General features: G+C 71.1%; 24 protein-coding genes, 1 pseudogene and 1 riboswitch. Of the genes and pseudogenes, 6 read left to right on the top strand and 19 right to left on the bottom strand.

Going from position 1 to position 25891, the window contains the following annotated elements; genetic code table 11:
• Positions 1-269: 269 nt before the first annotated feature.
• The gene (locus AB0L95_RS27260) at positions 270-1442 is read right to left on the bottom strand and encodes an acyl-CoA dehydrogenase family protein (RefSeq protein ID WP_365165605.1); all 1173 of its coding nucleotides are present in this window, start codon (positions 1440-1442) and stop codon (positions 270-272) included.
• A 340-nt stretch (positions 1443-1782) separates the two neighbouring features.
• Between AB0L95_RS27260 and AB0L95_RS27255 the strand changes: the two genes are divergently transcribed.
• Positions 1783-3051 (top strand): glycoside hydrolase family 18 protein, encoded by a 1269-nt coding sequence (locus AB0L95_RS27255; RefSeq protein WP_365165602.1) that lies wholly within the window; start codon positions 1783-1785, stop codon positions 3049-3051.
• 69 nt (positions 3052-3120) lie between these two features.
• On the opposite strand, the gene AB0L95_RS27250 is transcribed toward AB0L95_RS27255, so the two are convergent.
• The 5 genes from AB0L95_RS27250 to AB0L95_RS27230 form a co-directional block, all read right to left on the bottom strand.
• Complete coding sequence (locus AB0L95_RS27250; protein ID WP_365165599.1) at positions 3121-3780, bottom strand: TetR/AcrR family transcriptional regulator; 660 nt, start codon at positions 3778-3780, stop codon at positions 3121-3123.
• 144 nt (positions 3781-3924) lie between these two features.
• Positions 3925-4071, bottom strand: coding sequence for an SCO1431 family membrane protein (locus AB0L95_RS27245; protein WP_365165597.1), 147 nt, complete (start codon positions 4069-4071; stop codon positions 3925-3927).
• A 211-nt stretch (positions 4072-4282) separates the two neighbouring features.
• Positions 4283-5653, bottom strand: a complete 1371-nt coding sequence (locus tag AB0L95_RS27240) for a peptidase C39 family protein (RefSeq protein ID WP_365165595.1) — start codon at positions 5651-5653, stop codon at positions 4283-4285.
• Positions 5654-5905: 252 nt separating this feature from the next.
• Positions 5906-7429: an amino acid permease gene (locus AB0L95_RS27235; RefSeq protein WP_365165593.1), complete on the bottom strand. Its 1524-nt coding sequence runs from the start codon at positions 7427-7429 to the stop codon at positions 5906-5908.
• Positions 7430-7504: 75 nt separating this feature from the next.
• Entirely contained in the window at positions 7505-8461 is a 957-nt protein-coding gene (locus AB0L95_RS27230) for a hypothetical protein (RefSeq protein ID WP_365165591.1), read from the bottom strand.
• Positions 8462-8699: 238 nt separating this feature from the next.
• On the opposite strand from AB0L95_RS27230, the gene AB0L95_RS27225 reads away from it, so the two are divergent.
• The gene (locus tag AB0L95_RS27225; RefSeq protein WP_365165705.1) at positions 8700-9317 is read left to right on the top strand and encodes a hypothetical protein; all 618 of its coding nucleotides are present in this window, start codon (positions 8700-8702) and stop codon (positions 9315-9317) included.
• 430 nt (positions 9318-9747) lie between these two features.
• The gene (locus AB0L95_RS27220) at positions 9748-11604 is read left to right on the top strand and encodes an AAA family ATPase (RefSeq protein WP_365165589.1); all 1857 of its coding nucleotides are present in this window, start codon (positions 9748-9750) and stop codon (positions 11602-11604) included.
• A 59-nt stretch (positions 11605-11663) separates the two neighbouring features.
• Here the strand turns inward: AB0L95_RS27220 and AB0L95_RS27215 are convergent, their stop codons facing one another.
• From AB0L95_RS27215 to AB0L95_RS27175, 9 genes are all read right to left on the bottom strand, one after another.
• The gene (locus AB0L95_RS27215) at positions 11664-12734 is read right to left on the bottom strand and encodes a hemolysin family protein (RefSeq protein WP_365165587.1); all 1071 of its coding nucleotides are present in this window, start codon (positions 12732-12734) and stop codon (positions 11664-11666) included.
• Positions 12731-14068: a hemolysin family protein gene (locus AB0L95_RS27210; RefSeq protein ID WP_365165585.1), complete on the bottom strand. Its 1338-nt coding sequence runs from the start codon at positions 14066-14068 to the stop codon at positions 12731-12733. The genes AB0L95_RS27215 and AB0L95_RS27210 overlap by 4 nt, the downstream gene beginning before the upstream one ends.
• 234 nt (positions 14069-14302) lie before the next feature.
• Positions 14303-14767: a PH domain-containing protein gene (locus AB0L95_RS27205; protein WP_365165582.1), complete on the bottom strand. Its 465-nt coding sequence runs from the start codon at positions 14765-14767 to the stop codon at positions 14303-14305.
• A gap of 14 nt (positions 14768-14781) precedes the next feature.
• Positions 14782-15630 carry an ATP phosphoribosyltransferase gene (hisG, locus tag AB0L95_RS27200; RefSeq protein ID WP_365165580.1) on the bottom strand — a complete coding sequence of 283 codons (849 nt, stop codon included), beginning with the start codon at positions 15628-15630 and terminating at the stop codon, positions 14782-14784.
• A gap of 47 nt (positions 15631-15677) precedes the next feature.
• Positions 15678-15950: a phosphoribosyl-ATP diphosphatase gene (locus AB0L95_RS27195; protein WP_311695937.1), complete on the bottom strand. Its 273-nt coding sequence runs from the start codon at positions 15948-15950 to the stop codon at positions 15678-15680.
• Positions 15951-15984: 34 nt separating this feature from the next.
• Positions 15985-16470, bottom strand: a complete 486-nt coding sequence (gene ribH / locus AB0L95_RS27190) for a 6,7-dimethyl-8-ribityllumazine synthase (protein WP_365165578.1) — start codon at positions 16468-16470, stop codon at positions 15985-15987.
• A 20-nt stretch (positions 16471-16490) separates the two neighbouring features.
• A complete protein-coding gene (locus AB0L95_RS27185) occupies positions 16491-17780 on the bottom strand; it encodes a bifunctional 3,4-dihydroxy-2-butanone-4-phosphate synthase/GTP cyclohydrolase II (RefSeq protein WP_365165575.1) in 1290 nt (429 codons plus the stop codon).
• Positions 17777-18421: a nicotinamide mononucleotide transporter family protein gene (locus AB0L95_RS27180; RefSeq protein WP_365165573.1), complete on the bottom strand. Its 645-nt coding sequence runs from the start codon at positions 18419-18421 to the stop codon at positions 17777-17779. Before AB0L95_RS27180 ends, AB0L95_RS27185 begins: the two co-directional genes overlap by 4 nt.
• Positions 18418-19017 (bottom strand): riboflavin synthase, encoded by a 600-nt coding sequence (locus tag AB0L95_RS27175; RefSeq protein ID WP_365165571.1) that lies wholly within the window; start codon positions 19015-19017, stop codon positions 18418-18420. Before AB0L95_RS27175 ends, AB0L95_RS27180 begins: the two co-directional genes overlap by 4 nt.
• 146 nt (positions 19018-19163) lie before the next feature.
• Positions 19164-19294, bottom strand: a riboswitch (FMN riboswitch).
• Between the two features lie 332 nt (positions 19295-19626).
• On the opposite strand from AB0L95_RS27175, the gene AB0L95_RS27170 reads away from it, so the two are divergent.
• Positions 19627-20511 carry an RNA polymerase sigma-70 factor gene (locus AB0L95_RS27170; protein WP_365165569.1) on the top strand — a complete coding sequence of 295 codons (885 nt, stop codon included), beginning with the start codon at positions 19627-19629 and terminating at the stop codon, positions 20509-20511.
• 89 nt (positions 20512-20600) lie between these two features.
• Positions 20601-21359: an NAD(P)H-binding protein gene (locus tag AB0L95_RS27165; RefSeq protein WP_365165567.1), complete on the top strand. Its 759-nt coding sequence runs from the start codon at positions 20601-20603 to the stop codon at positions 21357-21359.
• A 65-nt stretch (positions 21360-21424) separates the two neighbouring features.
• On the opposite strand, the gene AB0L95_RS27160 is transcribed toward AB0L95_RS27165, so the two are convergent.
• Complete coding sequence (locus AB0L95_RS27160) at positions 21425-22669, bottom strand: ROK family transcriptional regulator (protein ID WP_365165565.1); 1245 nt, start codon at positions 22667-22669, stop codon at positions 21425-21427.
• Between the two features lie 150 nt (positions 22670-22819).
• Between AB0L95_RS27160 and AB0L95_RS27155 the strand changes: the two genes are divergently transcribed.
• Positions 22820-24031, top strand: coding sequence for an MFS transporter (locus AB0L95_RS27155; protein WP_365165563.1), 1212 nt, complete (start codon positions 22820-22822; stop codon positions 24029-24031).
• Here the strand turns inward: AB0L95_RS27155 and AB0L95_RS27150 are convergent.
• The 3 genes and pseudogenes from AB0L95_RS27150 to AB0L95_RS27140 form a co-directional block, all read right to left on the bottom strand.
• On the bottom strand, positions 23991-24449 hold the full coding sequence (locus tag AB0L95_RS27150) for an acyl-CoA thioesterase (protein WP_365165560.1): 459 nt from the start codon (positions 24447-24449) through the stop codon (positions 23991-23993). The genes AB0L95_RS27155 and AB0L95_RS27150 overlap by 41 nt on opposite strands.
• A 190-nt stretch (positions 24450-24639) precedes the next feature.
• Positions 24640-25383 (bottom strand): hypothetical protein, encoded by a 744-nt coding sequence (locus AB0L95_RS27145; RefSeq protein ID WP_365165558.1) that lies wholly within the window; start codon positions 25381-25383, stop codon positions 24640-24642.
• Between the two features lie 151 nt (positions 25384-25534).
• A pseudogene (locus tag AB0L95_RS27140) lies at positions 25535-25690 on the bottom strand (trypsin-like serine protease); the annotation flags it as partial.
• Between the last annotated feature and the right edge of the window lie 201 nt (positions 25691-25891).

Here is a 25891-nt window from a genome sequence, read left to right as displayed (position 1 = left end):
GGGCCGGTGACCTGCGCACACGCCCCGGCGTTCCTCATGCATGACCGCCACACAATCGGCGACCGGTCCTCGGCGACGGGTGTTCGTCCCGGTGTCGGCAGCAGTGCTTCCGCCGCCGCCCCAGCCCCAGGATCCGCCCATCTACCGTGCGCTGATGCGGACCTGGGCCGACCGCGGCCGTACGCTGCCGGGGCGTCACGACCCGGAGTGGGTACGGCTCGCCGCACCCCCGGCCGGCTCGGGGCGGCGCACGGCGGGCCAGGATCCGTTCAGCGCGACTCGGGACCCACGAGGTGACGGGCGATGACCATCCGCTGGATCTGATTGGTCCCCTCGACGATCTGCAGCGCCTTGGCCTCGCGCATATAGCGCTCGACCGGGAAGTCGGCGGTGTAGCCGTATCCGCCGAGCACCTGCACGGCGTCGGTGGTGACCTTCATCGCCGTGTCCGTGCAGTGCAGCTTGGCCATGGCCGCCTGCTTGGCGAACGGCCGCCCGGCGTCCCGCAGCCGCGCCGCCGCCAGATACAGCGCCCGGCCCGCCTCGATCTGCGTCGCCATGTCGGCGAGCATGAAACGCAGCCCCTCGAAGTCCGAGATCGGCCGCCCGAACTGCAGACGCTCGGTCGCGTACCCGACCGCCTCGTCCAGGGCTGCCTGGGCCAGCCCGATCGCGCAGGCGGCGATGCCGAGCCGCCCGGAGTCGAGTGCGGACAGGGCGATGGCGAAGCCCTGACCTTCCTCGCCGAGGCGCCGCTCGTCGGGCACCCGCACTCCGTCCAGGTGGACCTGTGCGGTCGGCGAGCCCGTCATGCCCATCTTCTTCTCGGGCGTCACACCGCTCAGCCCCTCGGCGTCGCCAGGGACGAGGAAGGCCGTGATCCCGCGCGACCCCTCCGCGCCGGTGCGCGCCATCACGGTGTAGAAGTCGGCGATCCCGCCGTGCGTGATCCATGCCTTCGTGCCGTTGATCACCCAGTCGTCGCCCTCGCGGCGGGCCTTGGTGCGCAGGGACGCCGCGTCCGATCCGGAGGATGCCTCGGAGAGGCAGTAGGCGCCCAGCAGTCCGCCGCCGAGCATCGCCGGCAGATGCTCGACCTGCTGTTCCTTGGTGCCGTAGTGCGCGAGGGCGTGGCAGGCGAGGGTGTGGACGCTGACGCCGAGGCCGACGGTGAGGCGGACCGCCGCCAGTTCCTCCAGGACCTGGAGGTAGACCTCGTAGGGCTGGTCACCGCCGCCGTACTCGGAGGCGTAGGGCAGGCCGAGGAGCCCGGACTCGGAGAGCAGGCGGAAGACCTCGCGCGGGAAGCGTCCGGCGTACTCCTCCTCGGCCGCCTTCGGTGCGATCTCACGCTGCGCGATGTCGCGGACGAGCGAGATCAGGTCCCTGGCCTCGTCCGTGGGCAGTACACGGTCCACCGGCTGCGGGGCGTGGTCGGGCATGGCGACGCTCCTCTCCCTTTTCGGGATCATCGGCGGACGCGCGCCTTGGGTGGGGGCGGCTCCGCCGGGTCTCACTGGGCCTGGCCGATGCTCGCGGCTCCGGGTCTCGGAGGCGGCTGACCAGCGGTTGTGGCGGTTGGAGTATGCCCGATCGGAGGCATGGAGTCACCAGTTAACGACCGCTTACTTCAAGAAACATTCCCTCACCGAAATTGGTCCGAACCATTGACCCCACTGGTCTAGTCCTCCTAATCTTGCGGCCCATCACTTCACCGCGTCCATGCCAATAGGCACGCGTTCCGTCAGCGCGCGTTCCCCTCTCCCCCACGGAGGAGACACGATGCTCACATCTCACCGCTTCCGCGCCCTCCCCCTGCGGGCGCTCCTGTCCGTCGCGTGCAGCGCCGTCCTCGGGGCGGGACCGCTCGCCGGCGCGGGCACCGCGACCGCCGCCGAGGCCGGGTCCGCCCGGGCCGCCGAGGCCGGGTCCGCCCGGGCCGCCGCGGCGGGCTCCAAGGTGGTCGGCTACTTCACCGAATGGGGCACCTACGACCGCAAGTACCTCGTCAAAAACATCGAGACCTCCGGGTCGGCGGCCAAGCTCACCCACGTCAACTACGCCTTCGGCAATGTCACCGGCGGCAAGTGCGCGATGGGTGACTCCTACGCCGCCACCGACCGCGCCTACACCGCGGCCGAGTCGGTGGACGGCGTCGCCGACACCTGGGACCAGCCGTTGCGCGGCAACTTCAACCAGTTGCTGAAGCTGAAGAAGAAGCACCCGAACCTCAAGATCCTGTGGTCCTTCGGCGGCTGGACCTGGTCGAACGGCTTCGGCGAGGCCGCGAAGAACCCCGCCGCCTTCGCCCAGTCCTGCTACGACCTGGTGAAGAACTCCAAGTGGGCGGGCGTCTTCGACGGCATCGACATCGACTGGGAGTACCCGAACGCCTGCGGCAACACCTGCGACACCAGCGGCCGGGCGGCCTTCAGGAATCTGCTGGCGGCCCTGCGGTCGAAGTTCGGCTCGGGCTCGCTGGTCACGGCGGCGATCACCGCCGACGCCACCAGCGGCGGCAAGATCGACGCGGCGGACTACGCGGGAGCGGCGGCGTACGTCGACTGGTACAACCCGATGACGTACGACTACTTCGGCGCCTGGGACGCGACCGGCCCGACGGCCCCGCACTCGCCGCTGAACTCCTACTCCGGCATCCCGAAGGCCGGCTACGACACCTCCGCCACCATCGCCAAGCTCAAGGGCCTCGGCATCCCGGCCTCGAAGCTGCTGCTCGGCATCGGCTTCTACGGGCGCGGCTGGACCGGTGTCACCCAGGCGGCGCCGGGCGGGACGGCCACCGGCCCGGCGGCGGGCACGTACGAGCAGGGCATCGAGGACTACAAGGTACTGAAGACCAAGTGTCCGGCGACCGGCACGGTGGGCGGCACCGCATACGCCAAGTGCGGGAACAACTGGTGGAGCTACGACACCCCGTCGACCGTCGCGACGAAGATGACCTACAAGAACCAGCAGGGCCTGGGCGGCACCTTCTTCTGGGAGCTGAGCGGTGACACCGCGAACGGAGAGCTGATCAAGGCCATCAACTGACGCACCCGGCAGGGAACCTGGGCGGGAGTCGCGGCGGCTCCCGCCCAGGCGTGCGGTCCGAGGGAGCCGTCAGGTGTCCCGACGCGCGGGCGGCGGGGCGACATAGGCGGGCTCCAGTTCCTCGATGGCGCGCAGGGTGCCGCCGAGGGTCTTCACGAGCAGTTCGCGCATGGTGTCGCGGGACAGCACCGGGCGGTCGATCCAGTCGAGGGTCGCGCCCTCCACGCTGCACACCCAGCCGAGCAGACCCATGCGCGCCAGCGGGCCGATCTCCCGCCTGCCGTACGCCCCTTCGGCGATGGTGGTGACGATCGCCTCGCGCACGCCCTCCCGGATGGCGTGGACCTGGGCGTCGAAGCCCACCCCGCCGCTCACGATCGTGCGGTACGCGGCCTGGTTGTGCTCCGCGTAGCGCAGATAGCTGTCCATGGTCCGGTGCACCCGCTCCAGGGGCGGCAGTCCGAGGCTGCCGGCCGCCAGGGTCACGAGACTGGCCACCGAATCCTCGACAATCGCGAGGTAATAGCCGCGCTTCGATTTGAAGTAGTAGTAGATCAGCCCTTTGGCCACATGGGCGTGACGTGCGATGTCGTCCATCGACAACGCGTCGTACGAGGTGTCGGAGAATAACTTCCGCCCGATGGCGATGAGTTCGGCGCGGCGTGCCAGAGAGCGATCGGTGCCGCGCACCCGCGGGCGTACGCCGTCTCGCTGTTGACTGTTATTCAATTTCGGCCCAAGCCTCCAACTGCCGGCGGGACATCCGCAGTATTGCAGAACGACATCCCCAGCATGTTCGACCCTGATCGACTTGGTGGGACAGTGTTCGGAATTCGCGGGCCTATTTGTTCAGGAAGGGGCGGGAGGCCCGGGTCACAGCCAGCCGAGCTGGGTGACGAGCATCGCGAGGACCACCACGAGGACCCAGCCCACGAGGTGTTCGAGGATCTTCGGGCCGTCGTCCCGGGGACCGCCCGTGCGGGCGCGGAGTCGGGCGGCGGCGGCAGAGATGGCGGTCATGGCGGCTCGCTGGTCTTGGCTCGTGCGGTGGACTCCCCCTTCTGTCCACCTTGCCACCGGAATGAGCCGGTGCGGCGGAGACCTTGGTCACAGGCCGTGGCCCCGGGTCGGCCGGGGGCGGGCGGCGGCGCGGCGCACACGAAGGCCCCCGCCGTGACGGGGGCCTCGGGGACGGGTGGTGGGGGTGCTTCCGTGCTTCCCCGCTTCCGGGTCAGCGCACGCCCACCGCCGCCAGCGCCTTGCTCTGCCGGGCGGTCGGGTGTGCCGGGAAGTACAGATAGCAGACCCCGCCGGTGCCGGAGACGACCTGGCCGGAGGCGTTGTACCGCTTGGTCCTGAGCCAGATGTTCTCGAACTCCCGCCTGCGGTAGACGCGCCGTACCGCGTTGTCGTCGGGCGAGGCCGGGTCATTGGCGATCACATCGCCTGCGGCGGTGAAGCCGATCACGGTCATCAGATGGCCTGAGGTGCCGTACCCGGCCCCCGTCAGCTCCTCCTTCAGGAACGACTGGGACGTGATCACGGGGATGCCCGCCGCGATCAGCCGCTCCAGATCGGTGAGCGAGGAGAGCCGGGTGACCACGGCCTGAAGGTCCTTGAACGTGGCCGCGTAGGCCGCGTTGAACGGCCAGTTGCCGCAGCCCTCGTACTGGTAGTCGTAGGTGGAACGGGCCGCGTGGCAGACCTGCGGGTCGGCGTACGAGGGGTCGACCCAGGACAGCTGCTCGGGGGTGAGCCGCCCACCCCGGTACTCGATGATCATCTGCGAGGAGGTGGGGCTGCACCACGCCTCGCCGCCGTTGTCGTACTCGGGGTACTGGCCCTTGTGGATCTCCTGCGAGTAACGCGGGACGGCCAGCTCCCGGGTGAGGCCCGGGGCGGAGGCCGGGACGGTGAAGCGGTCGGGGACGTCGGAGCCCATGACGCCGAGGCGCCACACGGTCGGGGTGAGCCGGGTGCCCGGCGTGCGGTAGAGGGTCAGACGCAGGCGGTACGACACCAGGCGGAGGCCCGAGGCCGCGTTCGCGACGGCGAAGGTGTCCGTCGAGATGGTGCTCTTGCCGTCGGTCTGGTCGTCGACGGAGGTCCGCCGGATGTCCTGGTCGCCGGCCGCCCAGCGGCCCATCACATACCAGGGGGTGTCCGTGCCGTCGGAGTAGGTGCCCCGCAGCTCGACCTGGAGCCAGGTGCCCGCGGGGGCGCTCGCGTTCCAGGAGGCGACGGCCTCGGTGGACGGGACGGACAGGCGGTGCACCGGCGAGGTCCAGGTGGCGTACTCCCAGCTCGCGGTCTTCCCGGTGTGCGGGTCCGTGTAGTCGGTGCGGCCTGCCGGAGTGGCGATCACCACCCCGGGGCGGGTGCCGGCGAGGGCCCGGACCCCCTGGCCGGCGCCGCTGCGCCAGTCGGAGTAGGTGGTCCAGGCGCGGTAGTCCACGGGGCGCGGGGATTCCTCCGCCGGCCCGGTGGCCGGATCGGCCGGGGCGGCCGCGGCCGGCGGACCCGTGACCGCCCCGGTCGCCGCGGCCACGGCGATCGCGGCGGCGAGGACGGTTCTGCGGGACGGCTCTGAAGCTCTGCTCATCGGTCGATGACCCCCAGGTGTCCTGAAGCGGTGGTCCGGACGCACGGTGTGCGCCAACTATGGCGGCCGTACGGGGAGTACGCCACCGCTTCGGCCCTCGGCGTGTCCACCACTATTGGTCCCGACCACTGGCGGGACCTGGGGCTTCCGAGCCCGGCGGATGCACGCGGAGGCCGCACGCCCCGGCGCGCCCGGCGGGTGAGCACGAGTTGTGCGCATCCCGCCGGACGCGGCGCCGGGCCGCGGTGTCCCTCAGACGAGGTCCATCGCCGCCACCTCGTCCGGGCGGCCGTAGCTGACCGGCCCCTGGAAACGGCGGCGCGCGGTGGCGAACCACCAGACCGTGGCGACGACCAGCACGACGCCGAGGGCGATCGGGGCGTAGTTGAAGGAGTCGACGGTGATCGGCGAGGCCTGGGGCAGCATGAACAGCACGCTGCTCAGCAGGATCCAGGCGACCGCCACCACCCCGACGGGCCGGCTCCAGCGCCCGAGCTGCCAGGGCCCGGGACGGAAGTCGGCGCCGAGCCGGAGCCGCAGGAAGATCGGCACGGCGTAGGCGAGGAAGAGCCCCACCACGTTGACGCTGACGATCGCGGTGAAGGCGGTGTGGGACCACCAGCCGGGCAGCACCAGGGCGAGCGAGCAGACGACCGCGAGCCACACCGCCTTGACCGGGGTACGGGTGCGCGGCGAGACCGAGTGCCACCAGCGGGAACCGGGCATCGCGCCGTCCCGGGAGAAGGCGAAGATCTGCCGGGTGTTGCTGGTCAGGTTGGCCAGGCCGCAGAAGAGCATGGCGCCGATGACGATCAGCAGCAGCACCTTCGCCACGCTCGTGCCCAGCCCGTCGATGAGGATCTGTACGGGCGGCGCCGAGGAGCCGGCCACCTTGGCATAGTTGCCGATGCTGTACACCAAAGCCAGCATGAGGACGAGTCCGGTGGCCGCTGACCAGGCGATGGAGCGGGTGATGCCCCGGGGCGCGTTGACCGTCGCCCGGACCGTCTCCTCGGACATGTGGAAGCTGCCGTCGAAGCCGGTGAAGGTCCAGCTGGTGACGAGCAGGCCGAGCATGCCGCCGTAGATCCCGTTGGTGAAGCCGGTGTTGTTCGCGAAGTGCGTCACGAACGAGGCCGGGCGGTGCTCCTCGGGGCCGACGACCAGGGCGCCCACGATCACCACGAGCCCGATCAGCAGCCACCAGACGGAGATCCGGTTGAGGAGCGCGACCAGACGCACGGTGTAGGTGTTGGCCAACCCCTGGAACACGATGATCAGCACCGTGATCAGCACGGTCTGGTGGGCGGTGGGCCGGTAGGAGGTCCACTGCAGGGCGACGAACGCCTGGATGAAGGTGGCGGCCGCGTATCCGGTGGCCGCGGTACCGCCCACCTGGCCCACGAAGTTCAGCCAGCCGGTGTACCAGGACCATGCGCCCTTGTGCCGCCGGGCGAGTTTCCCGGCGGAGAAATACAGGGCCCCGCTGGTCGGATAGGCGGATGCCACCTCCGCCATCGCGGCGCCGACGAAAAGCACCATGACGGAGACCCCGATCCAGCCGAAGACGAGAATGCGAGGTCCGCCCGCGTTCATACCGAAGCCGAACGAGGAGAAAATTCCGGAGAGGATGTTGATGATGGTGAAGGATATGGCGAAATTGTCGAAGGCCTGGAACCTTCGGGTGAGTTTCCGCGGATATCCCATCGCGTGCAGGGTGGCATCGTCGTCGATCGCGACGGGATCCCGGCCCGCACGGCGTCTCGTACGGGGCATCGACGTCCGTTCTGACACAACCGGACCCTTTCTGTGTGGGGAGTGGACCGATGGACGGAGGGACGGAGGGACCGATCAGGGCGCTCCCGGCACGGGCAGTCCACAGGCGCGACGAGCGCGCGAGAGCTGTTCCTCGGGGTCCCCGAAGACGCTCCACGGCATACGGGAGGCGTAGGGCCCCATGGTCGTCAGGACGGCGCGTGCCTCGAACACGCACTGGGCCATGACCAGCGCGTGCGCGAGATACGCCAGATCGAGCACCGGTGTGAAGCGGTAACCGGCGACCTCGGGCAGCCAGTTCTGGTAGACCGCGAGCGCGGTGGAGCGCCACTGGGGCTGCTCCCAGACGCGGTCGGCGAGCGACTGCGCCGGGTTGTAGCTCTCCACGAGCGCGACCAGGGGAAGCAGCCGCAGCGCAGAGGTGACGGGCGCCCGCTGGCTGAGGAAGGCCGCGACGTCCCAGGCGGCGTTCACCGAGCCCCGGTGGCGGGCGAAGAAGTAGGCGAGGAAGCGGTGGTGGCCCTCGCGGTGGAAGGGGTCGAGCCGCAGGATGTGCGAGAACAGCTCCCAGGGGCCCGGCGGCGCGGTGAGCAGTCCGTGCGGGGCGGGTTCACGGATCTCGTGCAGCCGCGCGAGGGACATTCTGGCCACCCAGGGAGTGGGGTCGTGCGGCGCCATGACGGTGGCGCGCGCACATGCCTTCAGCGCGATGTGCTCCAGTGGACGGGCCCGCTCGTCGCGTGCGTCCGCGGCCCGCAGCGCCCGCAGCACGGCCACGCGTGCCCATAACAACGCGGCCTCGGGGCCGGGCTCCTCGGCGAGCCAGCGTTCGGCCAGGTCGGAGTCGGCGGCCTCGGAGGCGAGCACCAGGGAGCGATGGGCGCGCAGCCCGGGGTCGTCACGCGTCTCGGCGAGCAGTCCGTGGGCGCCCAGATAGCGGCCGGCCCGTACTTCCAGGCACACGCTCGCCAGCTCACGGTCGTCGGCCGCCGGATGCCACACGTACTGCCCTGCGAATAACCCCGCGGCCATGCTCCCCTGTCCGTCCCCGTAACGACACCGGCGGTTGCGCATCTGCACCTTACTCACCATGCGGCACAACCGGAATGCTCATTCCCGCCTCCTGGACCGCGCCCGGTGGTTGATCAATGAACAGTTCAATGCGAGACCGATTTTCCGGCCCGGGGTCCCTGACGCGGTCGCGTAAAATGTCCTCGCGTAAAATGTCCCCGCGGAAAATGCCCCTGTCCCTTCCCTCCCAGGAATCACCATTCACGCGCTCGCCTCCCGTCTGCGGCGGCTGCCGCCGTCCTGCGGCCCCGTCCGCCTCGTCGGCGTCGACGGGCACGCCGGCTCCGGGAAGTCCACGTTCACCGGACACTTGGCGGCCGCGCTCGGTGCGCCCGTGCTGCACCTCGACGACATCGCCACCCACGAGGAGCTCTTCGCCTGGACGGACCGGCTCCTGGGCGAGGTGATCACCCCACTCGGCCGCGGCGAGACCGCGCACTACCAGCCCTACGACTGGCGCACCCGGGCCTTCGCCCCCGCCCGCACACTGCCGCCCGCTCCGGTGGTCCTCGTCGAGGGGGTCGGCGTCGGACGCCGCGCGCTGCGCCCCCATCTGGCACGGCTGCTGTGGATGGAGCTGCCGCGCGAGGAGGCCTGGGAGCGCGGACGGACGCGGGACGGCGAGGAGCAGACCGCGTTCTGGGCCGGATGGACGGCGGCGGAGCAACGGCACTTCGCCGAGGACCCCTCGCGACCGTTCGCCGATCTCCTGGTGCACCAGAGGCCGATGGGCTATCACGTGGTGCGCGGACCCGCCGGGAACTCTGGTCCGGACCAGGAGATCACCGACAGTGACGGATCCACGCCGTTGTGCTGACCTCGTGAAGGCCCTTGCGGACGAACTTCCTTGAGCGCTTCAGGTCGGCTTGACCCGGGGGCGGGCCAGGACTTACGTTCTCAATGTGCGGTTTCGAAGCCGCCATCAGACGCGAAGCCCCCGGTTGTTCCCCCGTGATCGGGGGCTTCGTTCTGCCCTGAACACTCTTTTCGGGCCCCGCGAGGCGTGATCCGCTCACCCTCGGTCACCATCCGTAGTGCGCCCGTGGACTCCCGCCTCGTCGAACGGCTCGTGCGGCACCCTTCGGTGCGCCACTCCCCCGCAGGTACGATGCCTCTCGGTGCGACCATCGGACAGCCGCTTCGCGCACTGTTCCAACTCCGGTCCGCGGTACAGCGGTTCGAGCACAACGGCCGACGGGCACGGGCCCGGCGGTGAACCAACGGGGGCACGGTTTGTGGGGGACGTGATGGACTTCGGCACGCGGGGCCCCGAGGCCCCGGCCGACCTCGCCTGGGTGCGAGGCGTCGACGCCTACACCATGGGCGCCTATCCGCAGGCGGAGGAGGAGTTCCGCGCGGCGGTCCGGATGGATCCCGGGATGGCCGACGGCTGGCTCGGGCTGCACGCGCTGCGCGTGGACACGACGACCGCGCTGCTCCGGATGTTCCGCCATCGCGACCGCTTCGGGGAGCAGCGGGCGCGGCACCGGCGGACGATCAACTCCTGGTACTGGCTGGGCTGGTGGGTGCAGCCGGTGCTGGAGAGCCCGCGCGACCTGCTGCTCGCGCACGCCTCGCATTGGCTGGACGGCCGCCATGTCCCGGAGCTGGACCGGGCGCTGGCCGGGCTGCCGCCCGTCGACACCGACGCCCAGGTCCGCTTTCTGCACGCCTGCCGCGCCTATCTCGTCAAGGACTGGGAGCAACTGGTCCGGCACACCGATCCGCTGATCGACGACCCGATGCTGGGTATCGAGGCCGGACTGTTCGGCGGGATGGCCCGGGTTCGCCTGGAGACGTACGGCCAGGCCGAGCCGCTGCTGTCCGCCGCGCTGATGCGCTGCCGCAGCGAGCAGCCGCAGCGCAAGGAGCTGCGGTACTGGCTGGCCCGGGCGCACGAGGGCACCGGCCGTTCTGCGGCCGCACTGCCCCTGTACCGGGCGGTGCACCGGGTCGACCCGGCGTTCATGGACACCTCCGCACGACTCGCCGCGATCGCCGAGGGCGACGGGTACGACGATGCGGCCGACTTCACGGCGGTGGCGCTCGCCGGGGGCGGCGATGTGCTGGACGGGCCGGACTGCCTCGATCCGCTCTTCGGTGCCGAGAGCCGGGAGGTGAAGCTGTCCGAGCCCGAGCCGCCGACGGGCCCGCTGCCGGCGCAGAACGATCTCGTACGGGAGAAGGCCACGCCCCCGGCGCCGCCGCTGCCGACAGGCCCCACGGATCCGGCGCTGCTGGAGGAGGCACTGACCGAGCTGGAGCGGATGGTCGGCCTGGAGCCCGTCAAGCGCCAGGTGAAGGCCCTGTCGGCACAGCTGAACATGGCACGGCTGCGGGCGGCCCAGGGGTTACCCGTACAGCCGCCCAAGCGCCACTTCGTCTTCTCGGGCCCCTCGGGCACCGGCAAGACCACGGTGGCGCGCATCCTGGGCCGGGTCTTCTACGCGCTCGGTCTGCTCGGCGGCGACCATCTGGTGGAGGCGCAGCGGGCGGACCTGGTCGGCGAGTACCTGGGCCAGACCGCGGTGAAGGCCAATGAGCTGATCGACTCGGCGATCGGCGGCGTGCTGTTCGTGGACGAGGCGTACTCGCTGTCCAACTCGGGCTACGGCAAGGGCGACGCGTACGGCGACGAGGCCCTGCAGGTACTGCTGAAGCGCGCGGAGGACAACCGGGACCACCTGGTGGTGATCCTCGCCGGCTACCCCGAGGGCATGGACCGCCTGCTGGCCGCCAACCCGGGCCTGTCCTCCCGCTTCACCACCCGCGTCGACTTCCCCTCCTACCGGCCCCTGGAACTGACCTCGATCGGCGAGGTCCTGGCGGGCGAGAACGGGGACGTCTGGGACGAGGAGGCGCTGGACGAGCTGCGCTCCATCGCCGGTCATGTCGTGGACCAGGGCTGGATCGACGAACTCGGCAACGGACGGTTCCTGCGGACGCTGTACGAGAAGAGCTGTGCGTACCGGGACCTCCGGCTGAGCGGATACCCCGGGCTCCCCACGCGGGACGACTTGTCGACCTTGCGGCTGCCGGATCTGATGCAGGCCTACGGGGAGGTCCTGTCCGGGCGCGGGCCGCATGATCCGTCGGGTCCCTGAACGGCGAGGGCCGGCGTCCGCGATCGCGGACGCCGGCCCCGGTGGTCGGGAGCGCGGTGTCAGCTGGGTACGGCTTCCCGCTCCTCCGGCATGCGCGGCTGGGGCGGGGCCTCCCGGTGGGCCGGGTCCCTGACCTCGCCCACCAGGAGTTCCAGGACGTCCTCCAGGGCGACCAGACCGAGCACCCGGCCGGAGCCGTCGGCGACCGCGGCGAGGTGGGTGGCGGCCCGCCGCATCACCGTGAGCGCGTCGTCGAGCGGCAGCTCCGCCGCGAGCGTGATCATCGGCCGCCACAGCTGCTGCGGCACCGCCCGCTCGGACTCCTCCAGGTCGAGGACGTCCTTGACGTGCAGATAGCCCATGAAGGCGCCGTTCTGGGCGACCACCGGGAAGCGGGAGTACCCGGTGCGCGCCGTGAGCGCCACCACCTGGCCCGGGGTCACCGTGGGCGCCACGGTCACCAGCAGCGCCGGGTCGAGGAGGACATCGGTCACCGGGCGTGAGCCCAGCTCCAGCGCGTCCTCCAGTCGCTCCTGCTCCTCGGGGTCGAGCAGTCCGGCCTGACCGGCGTCCTCCACCAGCTGGTTGAGCTGCTCGCTGGTGAAGACGGCCTCCACCTCGTCCTTCGGCTCCACCCGGAACAGCTTCAGGATCAGCCGGGCGCAGGCGCTCAGCGTGACCGTCACGGGCCGGCACAGCCGCGCGAACGCGACCAGTCCCGGGCTGAGCCAGAGCGCGACCTTCTCCGGGGCCGCCATCGCCAGGTTCTTCGGCAGCATCTCGCCGATCACCAGGTGGAAGAAGACGACGGCGGCGAGCGCGATCACATAGCCGAGCGGATGGACCATCCCGTCGGGCAGATGCGCCGCCTCGAATATCGGTTCGAGCAGATGGGCCACGGTCGGCTCGGCGACCGCGCCGAGCGTCAGCGAGCAGACGGTGATGCCGAACTGGGCCGCGGCCATCATCTGCGGAAGCCGTTCGAGGCCGTAGAGCACCTGACGGGCCCGTGCGGTGCCGAGCGGCTCGATCTGGCTGCGCCGCACGGACACGAGCGCGAACTCTGCGCCGACGAAGAACCCGTTCACCAGTACCAGCAGTGTGGCGAGCAGGAGTTGGAGCAGGCTCATCGCACCGCCTCCGCGGCCGGTGCGAGGGCGTCCGCGAGCTTCACGAGCCTGACCCGCTCGGCGCGGTAGTGCTCCACCTGGCGCACCGTGAGCCGCCAGCCGGGCAGCTCGGCCCGGTCGCCGGGCGCCGGGATCCGGCCGAGGAGATCCGCGACGAGTCCGGCGACGGTCTCGTAGGGCCCCTCCGGGACGTCCAGGCCTATGCGCTTGAGGATGTCGACCCGGCAGCTGCCGTCGGCCTCCCAGGCGGGGCGCCCGTCCTCGGGCGGCGCCACGGCGAGTTCCGGCAGGTCCTGCACGTCGTGCTCGTCGCGCACCTCGCCGACGAGTTCCTCGACGATGTCCTCCAGGGTGACGACACCCGCCGTACCGCCGTACTCGTCGACGACGATCGCGATGGGCTGCTGGCTGCGCAGCAGCTCCAGGAGGGGCTGCACCGGCAGGGTCTCGGGGACGAGCAGCGGCGTCTGGGCGATGCGGACCACAGGGGTGCGCAGCCGTTCGTGCGCCGACACCGCGAGGGCGTCCTTGAGGTGGACCATGCCGACGACCTCGTCGATCTTCTCTCGGTAGACGGGGAAACGGGACAGTCCGGTGGCTCGGGTCAGATTGACCACGTCCTGGGCCGTCGCGGTCGACTGCAGCGCGCTGACCTTGACCCGGGGGGTCATCACATGCTGCGCGGTCAGCTCGCCGAGGGACAGCGTCCGCACGAACAGGTCGGCCGTGTCCTGTTCGAGGGCTCCGGCCTGCGCCGAGTGGCGGGCCAGGGAGACCAGCTCCCCGGGCGTACGGGCGGAGGCCAGCTCCGCGGCGGGCTCGACGCCGAGCGCGCGCACCAGCCGGTTGGCGACCGTGTTGAGGGCCGCGATGACGGGCCGGAACAGCCGGGAGAACAGATGCTGGGGGCCCGCTACGAAGCGGGCGACCTGGAGCGGGCGGGACACCGCCCAGTTCTTGGGAACCAGCTCACCGATCACCATCTGGGCGGCGGACGCCAGCAGCATGCCGACGACCACGGCGATCCCGTCCGCCGCGCCCTCGGGGATGCCGATGAGGCCCAGGGGGCCGTGCAGCACCCGAGTGAGCGCTGGTTCGGCGAGCATGCCGACGAGGAGCGAGGTGATGGTGATGCCGAGCTGGGTGCCGGAGAGCTGGAAGGACAGCTCCTTGAGGGACTCGACGACCGTACGGGCCCGTCCGTCGCCTTCGGCCGCGGCCTTCTCGGCGTCGGCCCGTTCGACCGTGACCAGTCCGAATTCGGCCGCGACGAAGAATCCGTTGGCCAGGATGAGCAGAAGGGCCGCCCCGAGGAGCAGCAGAGCGAGGGTCATGATGCCGCCGCCTCCGCGTCGACGCGTACCGCATGAGAGCGGTACGCGCTATGTCGGCAGGGGGCGGCGCAGGTACTACAGGACGATCCGTCCATCGCCGGAGGGAGTCACTCCTCGGGTAGCAGGAACCCCTGAGCACCGGGCGGAACCTCAGGGGCGGAGACGCAACACGAACGCCTCTCCCACCAGATTAATCAAGATTCCGTCGTATGTGTCGGGGAGGACGGTCCGGAGTCAGCCCTGATGTCGCTCGACACCGGCCGTGGAGCGGGTCTCGGCGAGCGCGCGCAGGGTGCGCGCGTCCTCGATGGCCCGCTGCTTGGCGATGCCCGGCTGGATGCCGAGCGCGGGCAGGCTGGTGCCGTCACTCAGGTTGAGGAACACCCAAGGGTCACCCGGACGCAGGTTGACCTGGAGGATCTCCGCCCAGTCCAGGCGGCGCCGGCTGGCGATGTTGACGACGGTGACCCCGGATTCGTCGGCGACGACCTTGGGCCGGGAGAGCAGCAGCAGGACGCCGCCGAGAAGGGCCGCCGTGAACACGAAGCTGACGCGTTCCCCGGCGGTGAGCGTCTCCAGCAGCAGGGCGACCGCGGTGATCACGGCGAATATGGCGATCCCCGCGGTGACCAGCACGGCCCGGGTGCGGGCGGGGCGGAAGGTCACGGGGAGAGCGGGCAGGTCCGGCAGATCCGACATCGGTGTGCGATCCCTCACAGACGGCAGGCGTGGATCGCCGTGGTCAGGATGGCACGGGCACCGATCGCGTACAGGTCGTCCATGATCCGCTGGGCCTCCTTGGCCGGGACCATGGCGCGGACGGCGACCCAGCCCTCGTTGTGCAGCGGGGACACGGTCGGGGACTCCAGGCCCGGGGTGAGGGCGACGGCCTTCTCGAGCTGCTCGACGCGGCAGTCGTAGTCCATCATCACGTACGTGCGGGCCACCAGGACGCCCTGGAGACGGCGCAGGAACTGCTGGACCTTGGCTTCCTCGGTGTCGGCGCCGGTGCGGCGGACGACGATCGCCTCGGACTTCATGATCGGCTCGCCGAAGACCTCCAGACCCGCGTTGCGCAGCGAGGTGCCGGTCTCGACGACGTCCGCGATGACCTCGGCGACACCGAGTTCGATGGCGGTCTCCACGGCGCCGTCCAGGTGGACGACGGAGGCGTCGACGCCCTGGTCCGCAAGGTGCTTGGCGACGATGCCCTCGTAGGAGGTGGCGACCGTCGTGCCCGCGAGGTCCTCGATGCTGCGCGCGGTGCCGGGCTTGCTCGCGAAGCGGAAGGTCGAGCGGGCGAAGCCGAGCGGAAGGATCTCCTCGGCGTTGGCGCCGGAGTCGATGAGCAGGTCCCGCCCGGTGATGCCGATGTCGAGGCGGCCGGAGGAGACGTAGATCGCGATGTCGCGGGGGCGGAGGTAGAAGAACTCGACCTCGTTCTCCGGGTCGACGATCCTCAGTTCCTTGGACTCCCGGCGTTGCTGGTAGCCGGCCTCATGCAGCATCTCCGCCGCAGGGCCGGACAGTGAACCCTTGTTGGGGACGGCGATGCGCAGCATGAGGTCGGCTTCCTTTGCTCGTTCGTGGGAACTGGGTGAGGACTTGCTCAGAGGTGGGCGTAGACGTCGTCCAGGGAGATCCCGCGCGCCACCATCATCACCTGGACGTGGTAGAGCAACTGGGAGATCTCCTCGGCGGCCGCCTCCTTGCCCTCGTACTCGGCGGCCATCCAGACCTCGGCGGCCTCCTCGACGACCTTCTTGCCGATGGCATGGACACCCTTGCCGACCAGCTCGGCGGTGCGGGAGCTGGCGGGGTCGCCGTGGACGGCCTTGTGCTGGAGCTCGGTGAACAGCTCCTCGAACGTCTTCTTGGACATGGTGGTGCTAACCCTACGCGCTCCGGGCGCTGTCTCAGTGCCAGGGCTCGGACACGGAGCGAAGCGTCGCGGCGGTCGCCACCGCCGCCGTCACGGCTTCGTGGCCCTTGTCCTCGTTGGAACCCTCCAGTCCGGCGCGGTCCAGGGCCTGCTCCTCGGTGTCACAGGTCAGTACGCCGAAGCCGACGGGGACGCCGGTCTCCACGGACACCTGGGTGAGGCCCTGGGTGACGCCCTGACACACATAGTCGAAGTGGGGCGTGCCGCCGCGGATGACGACCCCGAGGGCCACGATGGCGTCGTAGCCCCGGCCCGCCAGCACCTTGGCGGCGACCGGCAGCTCGAAGCAGCCGGGGACCCGCAGCAGTGTCGGCTCGTCGATCCCCAGCTCGCGCAGGGCACGCAGGGCCCCGTCGACCAGACCGTCCATCACCTTGTCGTGCCACTGTGCCGCGATCACGCCGACCCGCAGGTCGCTCACGTTGCGTACGGACAGCTCCGGTGCACCCTTGCCGCTCACGTCTCTCCTCAGTGCTCTTGTTACTGGTTGCCGCAGGCGGACACGGCGGTCGTGTCCAGCCAGGGCAGGTCGTGCCCCATCCGGTCCCGCTTGGTGCGCAGGTAGCGGAGATTGTGTTCGCCCGCCTGCACGGGCATCGGCTCCCGCTCGGTGACCTTGAGCCCGTGCCGGGTCAACGCCTCGGTCTTGTCGGGGTTGTTGGTCATCAGACGCAGGCTGTGGACACCGAGGTCCGCCAGGATCTGGGCGCCGGCGGCGTAGTCACGGGCGTCGGCGGGCAGGCCCAGCTCCAGGTTGGCGTCCAGCGTGTCGCGCCCGCGCTCCTGGAGTTCGTAGGCGCGCAGCTTGGACATCAGCCCGATGCCGCGTCCCTCGTGGCCGCGCAGATAGACCACCACGCCCCGGCCCTCGGCCTGGATGCGCTCCAGAGACGCCTCCAGCTGGGGGCCGCAGTCGCAGCGCAGGGAGTGGAAGACATCGCCGGTGAGGCACTCGGAGTGCACGCGGACCAGGACATCCTCGCCGTCGCCGATCTCGCCGTGCACGAGGGCGATGTGCTCGATGCCGTCGACGGTCGACCGGTAGCCGTACGCCGTGAAGGCGCCGAAGGCGGTGGGCAGATGAACCTCGGCCTCGCGGCGGACCGTCGGCTCGGAGGTACGGCGGTAGGCGATCAGGTCCTCGATCGAGATGATCGTCAGGCCGTGCTTGCGGGCGAACGGGAGGAGTTCCGGCAGGCGCAGCATATGGCCGTCCTCACCGGCGATCTCCACGATCGTGCCGGCCGGACGCAGGCCCGCGAGCCGGGCGAGGTCGACAGCGGCCTCCGTGTGCCCGTTGCGGACGAGGACGCCGCCGGGCTTGGCGCGCAGCGGGAAGATGTGGCCGGGCCGGACGAAGTCGCCGGGGCCCGCCTCTCCCCCGGCGAGCAGCCGCAGGGTGGTGGCGCGGTCGGCGGCGGAGATCCCGGTGGTCACGCCGTGGGCGCCGCTCGCGTCGACGGACACGGTGAACGCGGTGCGCATCGACTCGGTGTTGTGGTCGACCATCTGGGGGAGTTCGAGGCGGTCCAGCTCGTCGCCCTCCATGGGGGCGCAGATCAGGCCGCGGCACTCGCTCATCATGAAGGCGATGATCTCGGGGGTGGCCTTCTCGGCGGCGATGACGAGGTCGCCCTCGTTCTCGCGGTCCTCGTCGTCGACGACCACGACCGGGCGGCCGGCCGCGATGTCGGCGATGGCCTGCTCGACCGGGTCGAGCGTGAAGTCCTCGATGTTGTCCATGCTGTACAGGACGGGCGCGGTCGTCATGCGTGGGCTCCTTCCAGAACGGGCCGGGCGGCGTTGCGGGAGCGCAGCCACCAGTCGCGCATGCCCCACAGGACGAGCGCGCCGTAGATGACGTAGACGAATCCGGAGAAGGCGAAGCCGTTGGCGAAGTTGAGCGGGACGCCTACGGCGTCGACGAGCAGCCAGGCGAACCAGAACTCGACCATGCCGCGGGCCTGGGCGTACATGGCGACGACGGTGCCGACGAAGATGTAGGCGTCGGGCCAGGGGTCCCACGACAGCGACGGGAAGGCGGTGAACAGGCCCGCCACGGCGAGCGTGCCCACGGCCGCGGCGACGGCCAGGACGGCGCGCTCCCGCCAGGTGGCGAACCGCACGGCGACGTGACCGTCCTCCGCCTGGTCCTTGCCGCGGTTCCACTGCCACCAGCCGTAGCCGGCGACGACCATGACCACGATCTGCTTGCCCGCGCTGCCGGACAGATGGGCGGTCGCGAAGGCCGCGAAGAGGATGAGGCCGGACAGGAACTGGGTCGGCCAGGTCCAGAGGGAACGCCGCCAGCCGAACGCCAGGGCGACCAGGCCGATCACGTTGCCGATCATGTCCGACCATTTGATGTGCTGGCCGAACAGGACGAAGGCCTCGGAGTTGAGCCAGTTCACCGGCCGGCCCCGTTCGCCAGCAGTCGCTCGACGTACTTGGCGACGATGTCGACCTCCAGGTTGACCGGGTCGCCGGGCTGCTTGAGGCCGAGCGTGGTCAGCGCGAGGGTGGTGGGAATGAGGCTGACGGTGAAGTAGTCAGGACCCGCCTCGACGACGGTGAGGCTGATGCCGTCGACGGTGACGGAGCCCTTCTCGACGACATAACGCGAAAGCTCCGCGGGCAGCGCGACCTTGACGATCTCCCAGTTCTCCGAGGGCGTGCGCGCCAGCACCGTTCCGGTGCCGTCGACGTGGCCCTGCACGATGTGCCCGCCGAGACGCGCGCCGACGGCGGTGGGGCGTTCGAGGTTGACGCGGGAGCCGGCCGTGAGGGCGCCGAGGCTGGAACGCTCCAGGGTCTCCGCCATGACGTCGGCGGTGAACTCGTCACCCTCGTGCTCGACGACCGTGAGACAGACACCGTTGACGGCGATGGAGTCGCCGTGCCGGGCCCCCTCGGTGACGACGGGTCCACGCAGACGGAAGCGGGAGGAGTCGCCGAGATTCTCGACGGCGGTGACCTCACCCAGCTCTTCGACGATTCCGGTGAACACTTCCCGGGTCCTCCTGCCTCAGTAGGGCACGGACTCCGGGGCCTGTCGATGACGACAGCAGACACGAGCGAGGACACCGGGGCGACGCCGGACAGAGCCCGTCGCGAAGACGAGCTGGTACGGCGGCGCGCATGAATGCCCGCCCGCCGCGCACTGCCTCCCATCCGGACTTTAACCGTCGGTCCAGGAATTTCACCTGGTCAACCGATCGCTGGAAGCGACCGGGTCGCGGACTGTAACCGCCGGTTCGGACTTTCACCGACCCCGGAGTGCGCTGCTTTTGGTACAGGCCCAGTCTGCCACGCTCGATCCGCAGCCATGCGGGTGAACCTGTGTGCGGTGCCTCACACGTTCAGCTGCTCTCCCTCCGGCTCGTCGAGCGGCTCCGCCTCGCATGACGGGGCGACACCGGCACGCCCCGCATCACGGCAACACCCGCCCCATGAACGGCGATTGACAAGTGGTCCATACCTCTTGACGGTGTTGGTCTAGTCCTTTTAGGGTCGGCGGTCCCGGTGCGGTGCACCGCCCCTGAGCGGCCCGGCGGCGGTGACGGAGGCCCTTGCCCCGCCGCCGGGCTGTCATCGGGACCTCTGGGAGGCTGGCGGCGTGACCACACCCGCCGACGAGTTCGAGATCCACCGTTCCCGCCTGTTCGGCCTCGCCTACCGGATGCTGGGATCCGCCGAGGAGGCGGAGGACACGGTCCAGGACGCGTATCTGCGCTGGAGTTCGGCCGGCCGGCAGGACGTGGAGCGGCCCGGGGCCTGGCTCGCCAAGGTCGTCACGAATCTCTGCCTCACCCGGCTCACCTCGGCGCGCGCCCAGCGCGAGGTCTACCCCGGCCCCTGGCTGCCGGAGCCCGTGGTCACCTCGGACGGCACGCTCGGACCGCTGGAGTCGGCCGAACAGCGCGATGCCGTCTCGTACGCCCTCCTGGTCCTGCTGGAGCGCCTCACCCCCGCCGAGCGGGCGGTGTACGTGCTGCGCGAGGCGTTCGCGTACGGCTACCGGGAGATCGCGGAGGTGCTGGACCTCGGGGAGGCCAACTGCCGCCAGCTGTACCGCAGGGCGACACAGCGGCTGTCCGCCGAGGGCACGCGGTTCGAGGCGGAACCCGAGCGTCAGGCCCGGCTCGTGGAGTCGTTCCTGACGGCGGCCCGCGACGGCGACGTGGCCGAGCTGGAGCAGCTGCTCGCGGCGGACGTCACCTGGTGGGGCGACGGCGGTGGCAAGGTCAGCGCGGCACGGCGGCCGGTCGAGGGGCGGGAGAGGGTCCTGCGCTTCGTGGCGATCGGGTTCCGGCGCTTCGTCGCGCATCTCGGCCTCACGGTCGAGGAGGTCAACGGCGCTCCGGGGCTGGTGGCCCGGGACGGCGACCGGATCGTCGCGGTCCTCGCGTTCGAGGTCCGCGCGGGGCTGGTCACTCAGATGCGGTCGGTGGTGAACCCGGACAAGCTGGCGTTCGTGGAGCGCCAGCTCCGCCGCGTCTGAACATGTCACATTCGACGGGTGCCGTCCGGTCAGGGCGTCGAAGGGGCGTTCCGGAAGGGAGCGCCCCCAAGGCGAGGGGACACAGCGGCATGAGCACGATCCTGGTGACCGGCGGTACCGGAACCCTCGGCCGGCTCGTCACCGAGCGACTGCGGGCGGACGGCCACGAGGTGCGTGTTCTCGCCCGGCACACGCAGCCCTACGCCGTCGATCTGATCCGGGGCGGCAGCGCTCTGGAGGCGGCCGTCGCGGGCGTCGACACGGTGGTGCACTGCGCGAGTACGCCCCGCGGCGGCGACGAGCGGGCCGCCGCCCATCTGATCGAGGCCGCGCGCCGGGCGGGCGTGGCCCATCTCGTGTACATCTCGATCGTCGGGGTGGACGCGGTGCCGATCGGCTACTACAGGGCCAAGCACGCCGTGGAGCGGCAGATCCAGGAGTCGGGCCTGAACTGGACGATCCTGCGGACGACCCAGTTCCACGATCTGCTGGTGCGGGTGTTCGAGACCATGGGCCGACTGCCGGTCTTGATGCTCCCGGCAGGGGTGAGCGACCAGCCGATCGTCGTGGCGGAGGTGGCGGACCGGTTGGCGGAACTGGCGGAAGGCGGTCCGGCCGGACGGGTGGCGGACATGGGCGGCCCCGAGGTGCGGACGTTCGCGGACCTCGCCCGCGCCTGGCTACGGGCGACGGGGCGGCGTCGGCCGGTCCTGACGGTGCCGGTCCCGGGCAGGGCGTTCCGCGCGCTGCGCGCCGGCGGCCATCTGACCCCCGGGACCGCGGCGGGCAAGGGCACGTTCGAGGAGCACCTGGCGGCGCTGTACGGGGGCGGGGCGACGGGGCGCTGACCGGGTGGGGCCGGGTGGACGGCGCGTTGACCCGGCGGGGGCGTCCCGGGGGCCGCGGCCTTCGGTCAGCGGGCCGGGGGCGTGAAGAGGTCGTCCTGCGCGCCCTCCCGCGCGGTCAGCAGCGCACCGCGCAGAACCGCGCCGCCGCCCAGCGCACTCGCCCGCACCTCGGTCGGCAGCGGCGACATCCGCAGGAGCCGCTCCTGGACGCGCCCGGCGAGCTCCCGGCCGCCCGCCTGACCGACCTCGCCACCGAGCACCACACAGCCGGGGTCGAGGACGGCGGTCACGGACGCGGCGCCGATGGTGAGACGGTCGGCGAGGGCGTCGAGGAAGCCGGAGGCGGTGTGCTCGTCCGGGACGGCGTACCCGCCTTCAGCGACGTCCCGGCCCGCCGCGGTCCCTCGGCCCTCCACCGCCCGTACGGCCCGGTGGACCAGCGTGGCAGCGGCCGGGCCGTCCGCCTGACCGTCGGTCGACAGCCCGTAGAGGCCGGCCAGTTCGGCGATGGCGGCCGCTGCCGCCAAGGAGTGGAAGCCCCCCTCGCAGTCCGTCGCCGACGGCAGTGTCGCGGTGCCCGGCACCGGCAGGAAGCCGATCTCGCCGGTGCCGCCCGAGGCACCGCGGCGCAGGGTGCCGTCCAGCACCACGGCCGCGCCCGTGCCGTGTCCCAGCCACAGCAGCACAAAGGTGTCACGGTCGCGCGCGGCGCCCTCGCGCTGCTCGGCCAGCGCGGCGAGGTTGGTCTCGTTCTCCACGATCACGCGCGCGGGCAGCCGTTCCTGGAGCGCGGTGACCAGCCGGCGGTGCCATTCCGGCAGCCCGCTGGAGTCGCGCAGTTCCCCGGTGGCGGGGTCGATCAGTCCGGGCGCCCCGATCCCGACCGTGTGCAGCGACGCGGCACCGGCCTCCTTCGCGGCGCGCTCCACCAGCGTCACCGCCTGCTCCACCGCGGGCCCTGTACCGGTGTCGCCGCCGATGGGCACCGACGCCTCGGCGAGCACCCCGCCGAGCAGATCGGACACGAGGACGGAAACGCCTCCGGTGCGCACGTCGAGGGCCGCGAGATGGGCGCGGTCGGCGACGATCCCATACAGCCGCGCGTTCGGGCCGCGCCGCTGCTCCCCCGACTCCCCCACCACGGTGATCAGCCCCGCCGCGGCCAGCCGTTCGACGAGGTCGGCGACCGTGGGCCGGGACAGTCCGGTGAGCTGCTTCAACTGCCCTGCCGTCAAGGGGCCTTCCTGCTGGAGGAGGCGCAGGGCGAGCCGGTCGTTGATGGCCCGGGCGGTGCTCGGGGTTGCGGGCATGCCGGGATCCTTCCAGATCGACGGGGCGGTGGGCGACGGGGCCGTTCGAGGGGAGGCTCTTTCCTCACCCTATCTATCAGGCAGGGTTCCTGATAGTTTACGGCGCGCGACGGAGGCGGACACCTGGGGAGGGGCCCGAGAATGAGCGTGATGACCGACAGGGGCTACGACCAGCGCGAGGTGAGGCGCGCCCGGTACGCCGTGGCCGCCGTGTTCGCCGTGCACGGCGCCGTCACCGGCTCCTTCGCGACCCGGGTCCCCTGGATCCAGGACCATGCCTCGGTCAGCGCCGGCCAGCTGGGACTGGCGCTCGCGTTCCCGGCGCTCGGCGCGTCCCTCGCCATGCCGCTCGCGGGCCGCATCACCCATCGCTTCGGCGCCCGCAACGCCCTGCGCGGGCTGCTCGCCCTGTGGACGCTCTCCCTGGTCCTGCCGTCCCTCGCCCCGAACCTGCTCACCCTGTGCCCGGCACTGTTCGTCTACGGCGCCTCGGCGGGCATGGCGGACGTCGCGATGAACGCCCTCGGTGTGGAGGTCGAGAACCGGCTCGGCCGGTCGATCATGTCCGGTCTGCACGGCATGTGGAGCGGGGGCGCCCTGCTGGGCTCGGCCGCCGGCACCCTCGCCGCGCACCTCGGCTCGGACGCCCGGGTGCATCACGCCCTGGCGGCCGCCGCGCTGACTGTGCTCGGGCTGGTCGCCTGCACCTGGGTGCTCGACCTGCACCCCGCCGCGGACGAGGAGCCGCCGCCCCGGTTCGCGCTGCCGCCGAAGTCGGCGCTGCTGATCGGTGCCATCGGGTTCTGCGCGGTGTTCGCGGAGGGAGCCAGCCTGGACTGGTCCGCCGTGTATCTGCGGCACCAGCTGGACACCTCCGCCGGGCTCGCGGCCGCGTGCACGACGGGCTTCACCCTCACCATGGCCGTCGCCCGGCTCGCGGGCGACAAGGTGGTGGACCGCTTCGGCTCGGTGCGCACGGTCCGCGCGAGCGGTGTCCTGGCCGTCCTCGGCGGTCTGCTGATCGTCGGCGCGGGCCATCCGGCGGTGGCGATGGCCGGGTTCGCGCTGATGGGCCTCGGTATCGCGGTCGTCGTACCCCTGTGCTTCGCGGCGGCGGGCCGCAGCGGGTCGAACCCCAGCCAGGCCATCGCCGGCGTCGCGACCATCACCTACACCTCGGGGCTGGTGGCCCCGAGCGCGATCGGCGGACTGGCCCAGGCGACCAGCCTCCTGGTGTCCTTCGGCCTGGTGACGGTGCTGGCCTGCGGGCTCGCCGCGTTCGCCGGGGTGCTGCGCGCGGGCGAGCGGGACCGTCCGAGGATCAGTCGGCCGGACGCAGCAGTTCCCGGCCCACGGCCCTGAACTGCTCGCTCCACGACGTGGGGCGCAGCGTCGCCGCGTCGAGCCGGACGAGGACCCGGGTGCCGTGCGCGTACGTCGTCGTTCCGTCGGCCGAGCAGAACCGGAACCCGTAGGTCAGGCCGGTGTTCCCGAGCCGCTCCAGCCACAGGTGCACGGCGTACGCGCCCGGCTTGGTCACCGGGGCCTCGTAGCTGATCCGCAATTCCTTGACGGCGTTGCAGAAGTCGCCCGCGGCCTCCCAGTCCCCGTCGAAGCCCCAGCCCTGCTCGTGCCACAGCGCCGACCACGCCCGCTCGACCATGACCGGATAGCGGGCGTTGTGGAGCAGTCCGAGCGCGTCCAGGTCGTCGAAGTGGACGGTGACGGGGATCAGCCGGCCGTACGACAGGGCGGGCGCGGGCTGGACTTCGGCGGTCACGGGCGGGGCTCCTCGACAGGGTCTGGAGAGGCGCTCGCGACAGTGCGGCGCTGGTACACCCCCATGGTAAGCGGTCGCTCAGCCGACTCCCTCCGCGGGTCCGTGCGGTCGTGTCAGGCTGCTCGGAGGCGGGCCGAGGGGCGGTGCGTCACTGGTCGGATGCCGCCCCTGGGGAGCCGTGTCGGCTGCGTCAGCCGGCCGGTGCGAGCTGGACCCCGTCGTGCAGGCCCTTGGCGTCGACGCCCGAGAAGAGGGAGAGGTGGCCGTCGTTCCAGCGGACGATGAGGTCGTCGGCGGTGGTATCGGTGGTGAAGGCACCGGCGGCGACCACGGTGGCATCCTTCCAGTTCGACTTCGCGGGCCGGATCTTGATCTCGCCGGACAGACCCGTGACGGTCAGGCCCGGATAGATGGTGGTCTCGCCCTCAGTCCAGCGCACCAGAAGGCCGTCGGTGCTCTTGCCGGTGAAGGAGCCGGTGGTGAGCTGCTCGGCACAGGGCCAGGTGGCGTTCTTGGCCACGATCTGGGTCTGCTTCTTCAGCCCGTTGGCCGCCAGGTCGCTGAAGAGGGAGACGTGGCCGTCCTTGACGGCCACCAGCAGGTCGTCGCGATGTCCGCCGGGCCTGTAGCGGCCGGTGGCCAGCACCCGGGCGTCGTCCTGCCAGGTGGAGGTCTTCGGCGGGGCGAGCTGCTTCTCGCCGTGGAATCCCTTGGCGTCGACCGTCGAGTACTGGGTCATCTCGCCGTCGATCCAGCGCACGACGAGTCCGTCCGTGCCGGTGCCGGCGTTGATGCTGCTGAGCGAGAGGGCCTTGGCCCAGATGCTCTTGGGAGCGGCCAGCCGGTATTCGGCGGCGAAGGGGTGGGCGGGGTCGTTGCCGTTGCCGCCCTGGTAGACGGTGACCTCGCCGTCGTCCCATGTGCCGCCTGCCACCCGCCGAGCCGCCGGTGTAGTAGCCCGCGGTCATCTGCTCGGCGTGCTTCCACGGGGCGCCGGCGAAGGCGGGGCCGTAGGCGACCTGCCGGACCCAGTCGGCCAAGGCGTCGACGCGGGCGGCACTCGCTCCTGTGCGGGTCTCCGCCGGGTCGGTGCCCAGGCAACCTCCCTGCCAGGACAGGCTGTTGACACCTACGGCCACAGCGTGTCCGTTCGCCGTGCTCAGCGCGGGGCCGCCGGTGTCGCCCTTGCAGATCGCGGCGCCGTCGGACTTGGCCGCCAGGCCCAGGGTGGTGGTGCCCACGTTCTGGACGGTGAACGCGGCGCGTGTACGCGGTCAGGCACCCACTCGTCGTGTGTGCGCCCGTATCCGGCGGCCTGGACCTCGTCCCCCACGCCGGGCGCGGTGTCGGTCACCGCCACTGATGCCCTTCTCGAAATCTGCCGGGCGCTGGTGCCGGTGATCGGACCCAGACCCGCGGAGCCGCCGAGGTCCGCCAGGATC

Source organism: Streptomyces sp. NPDC052036, from assembly GCF_040680495.1.
In the GTDB taxonomy this organism is placed as follows: Bacteria; Actinomycetota; Actinomycetes; order Streptomycetales; family Streptomycetaceae; genus Streptomyces.
The sequence above is the reverse complement of the archived record's forward strand: the minus strand, read 5'-3'. Positions and strand labels throughout refer to the sequence as shown.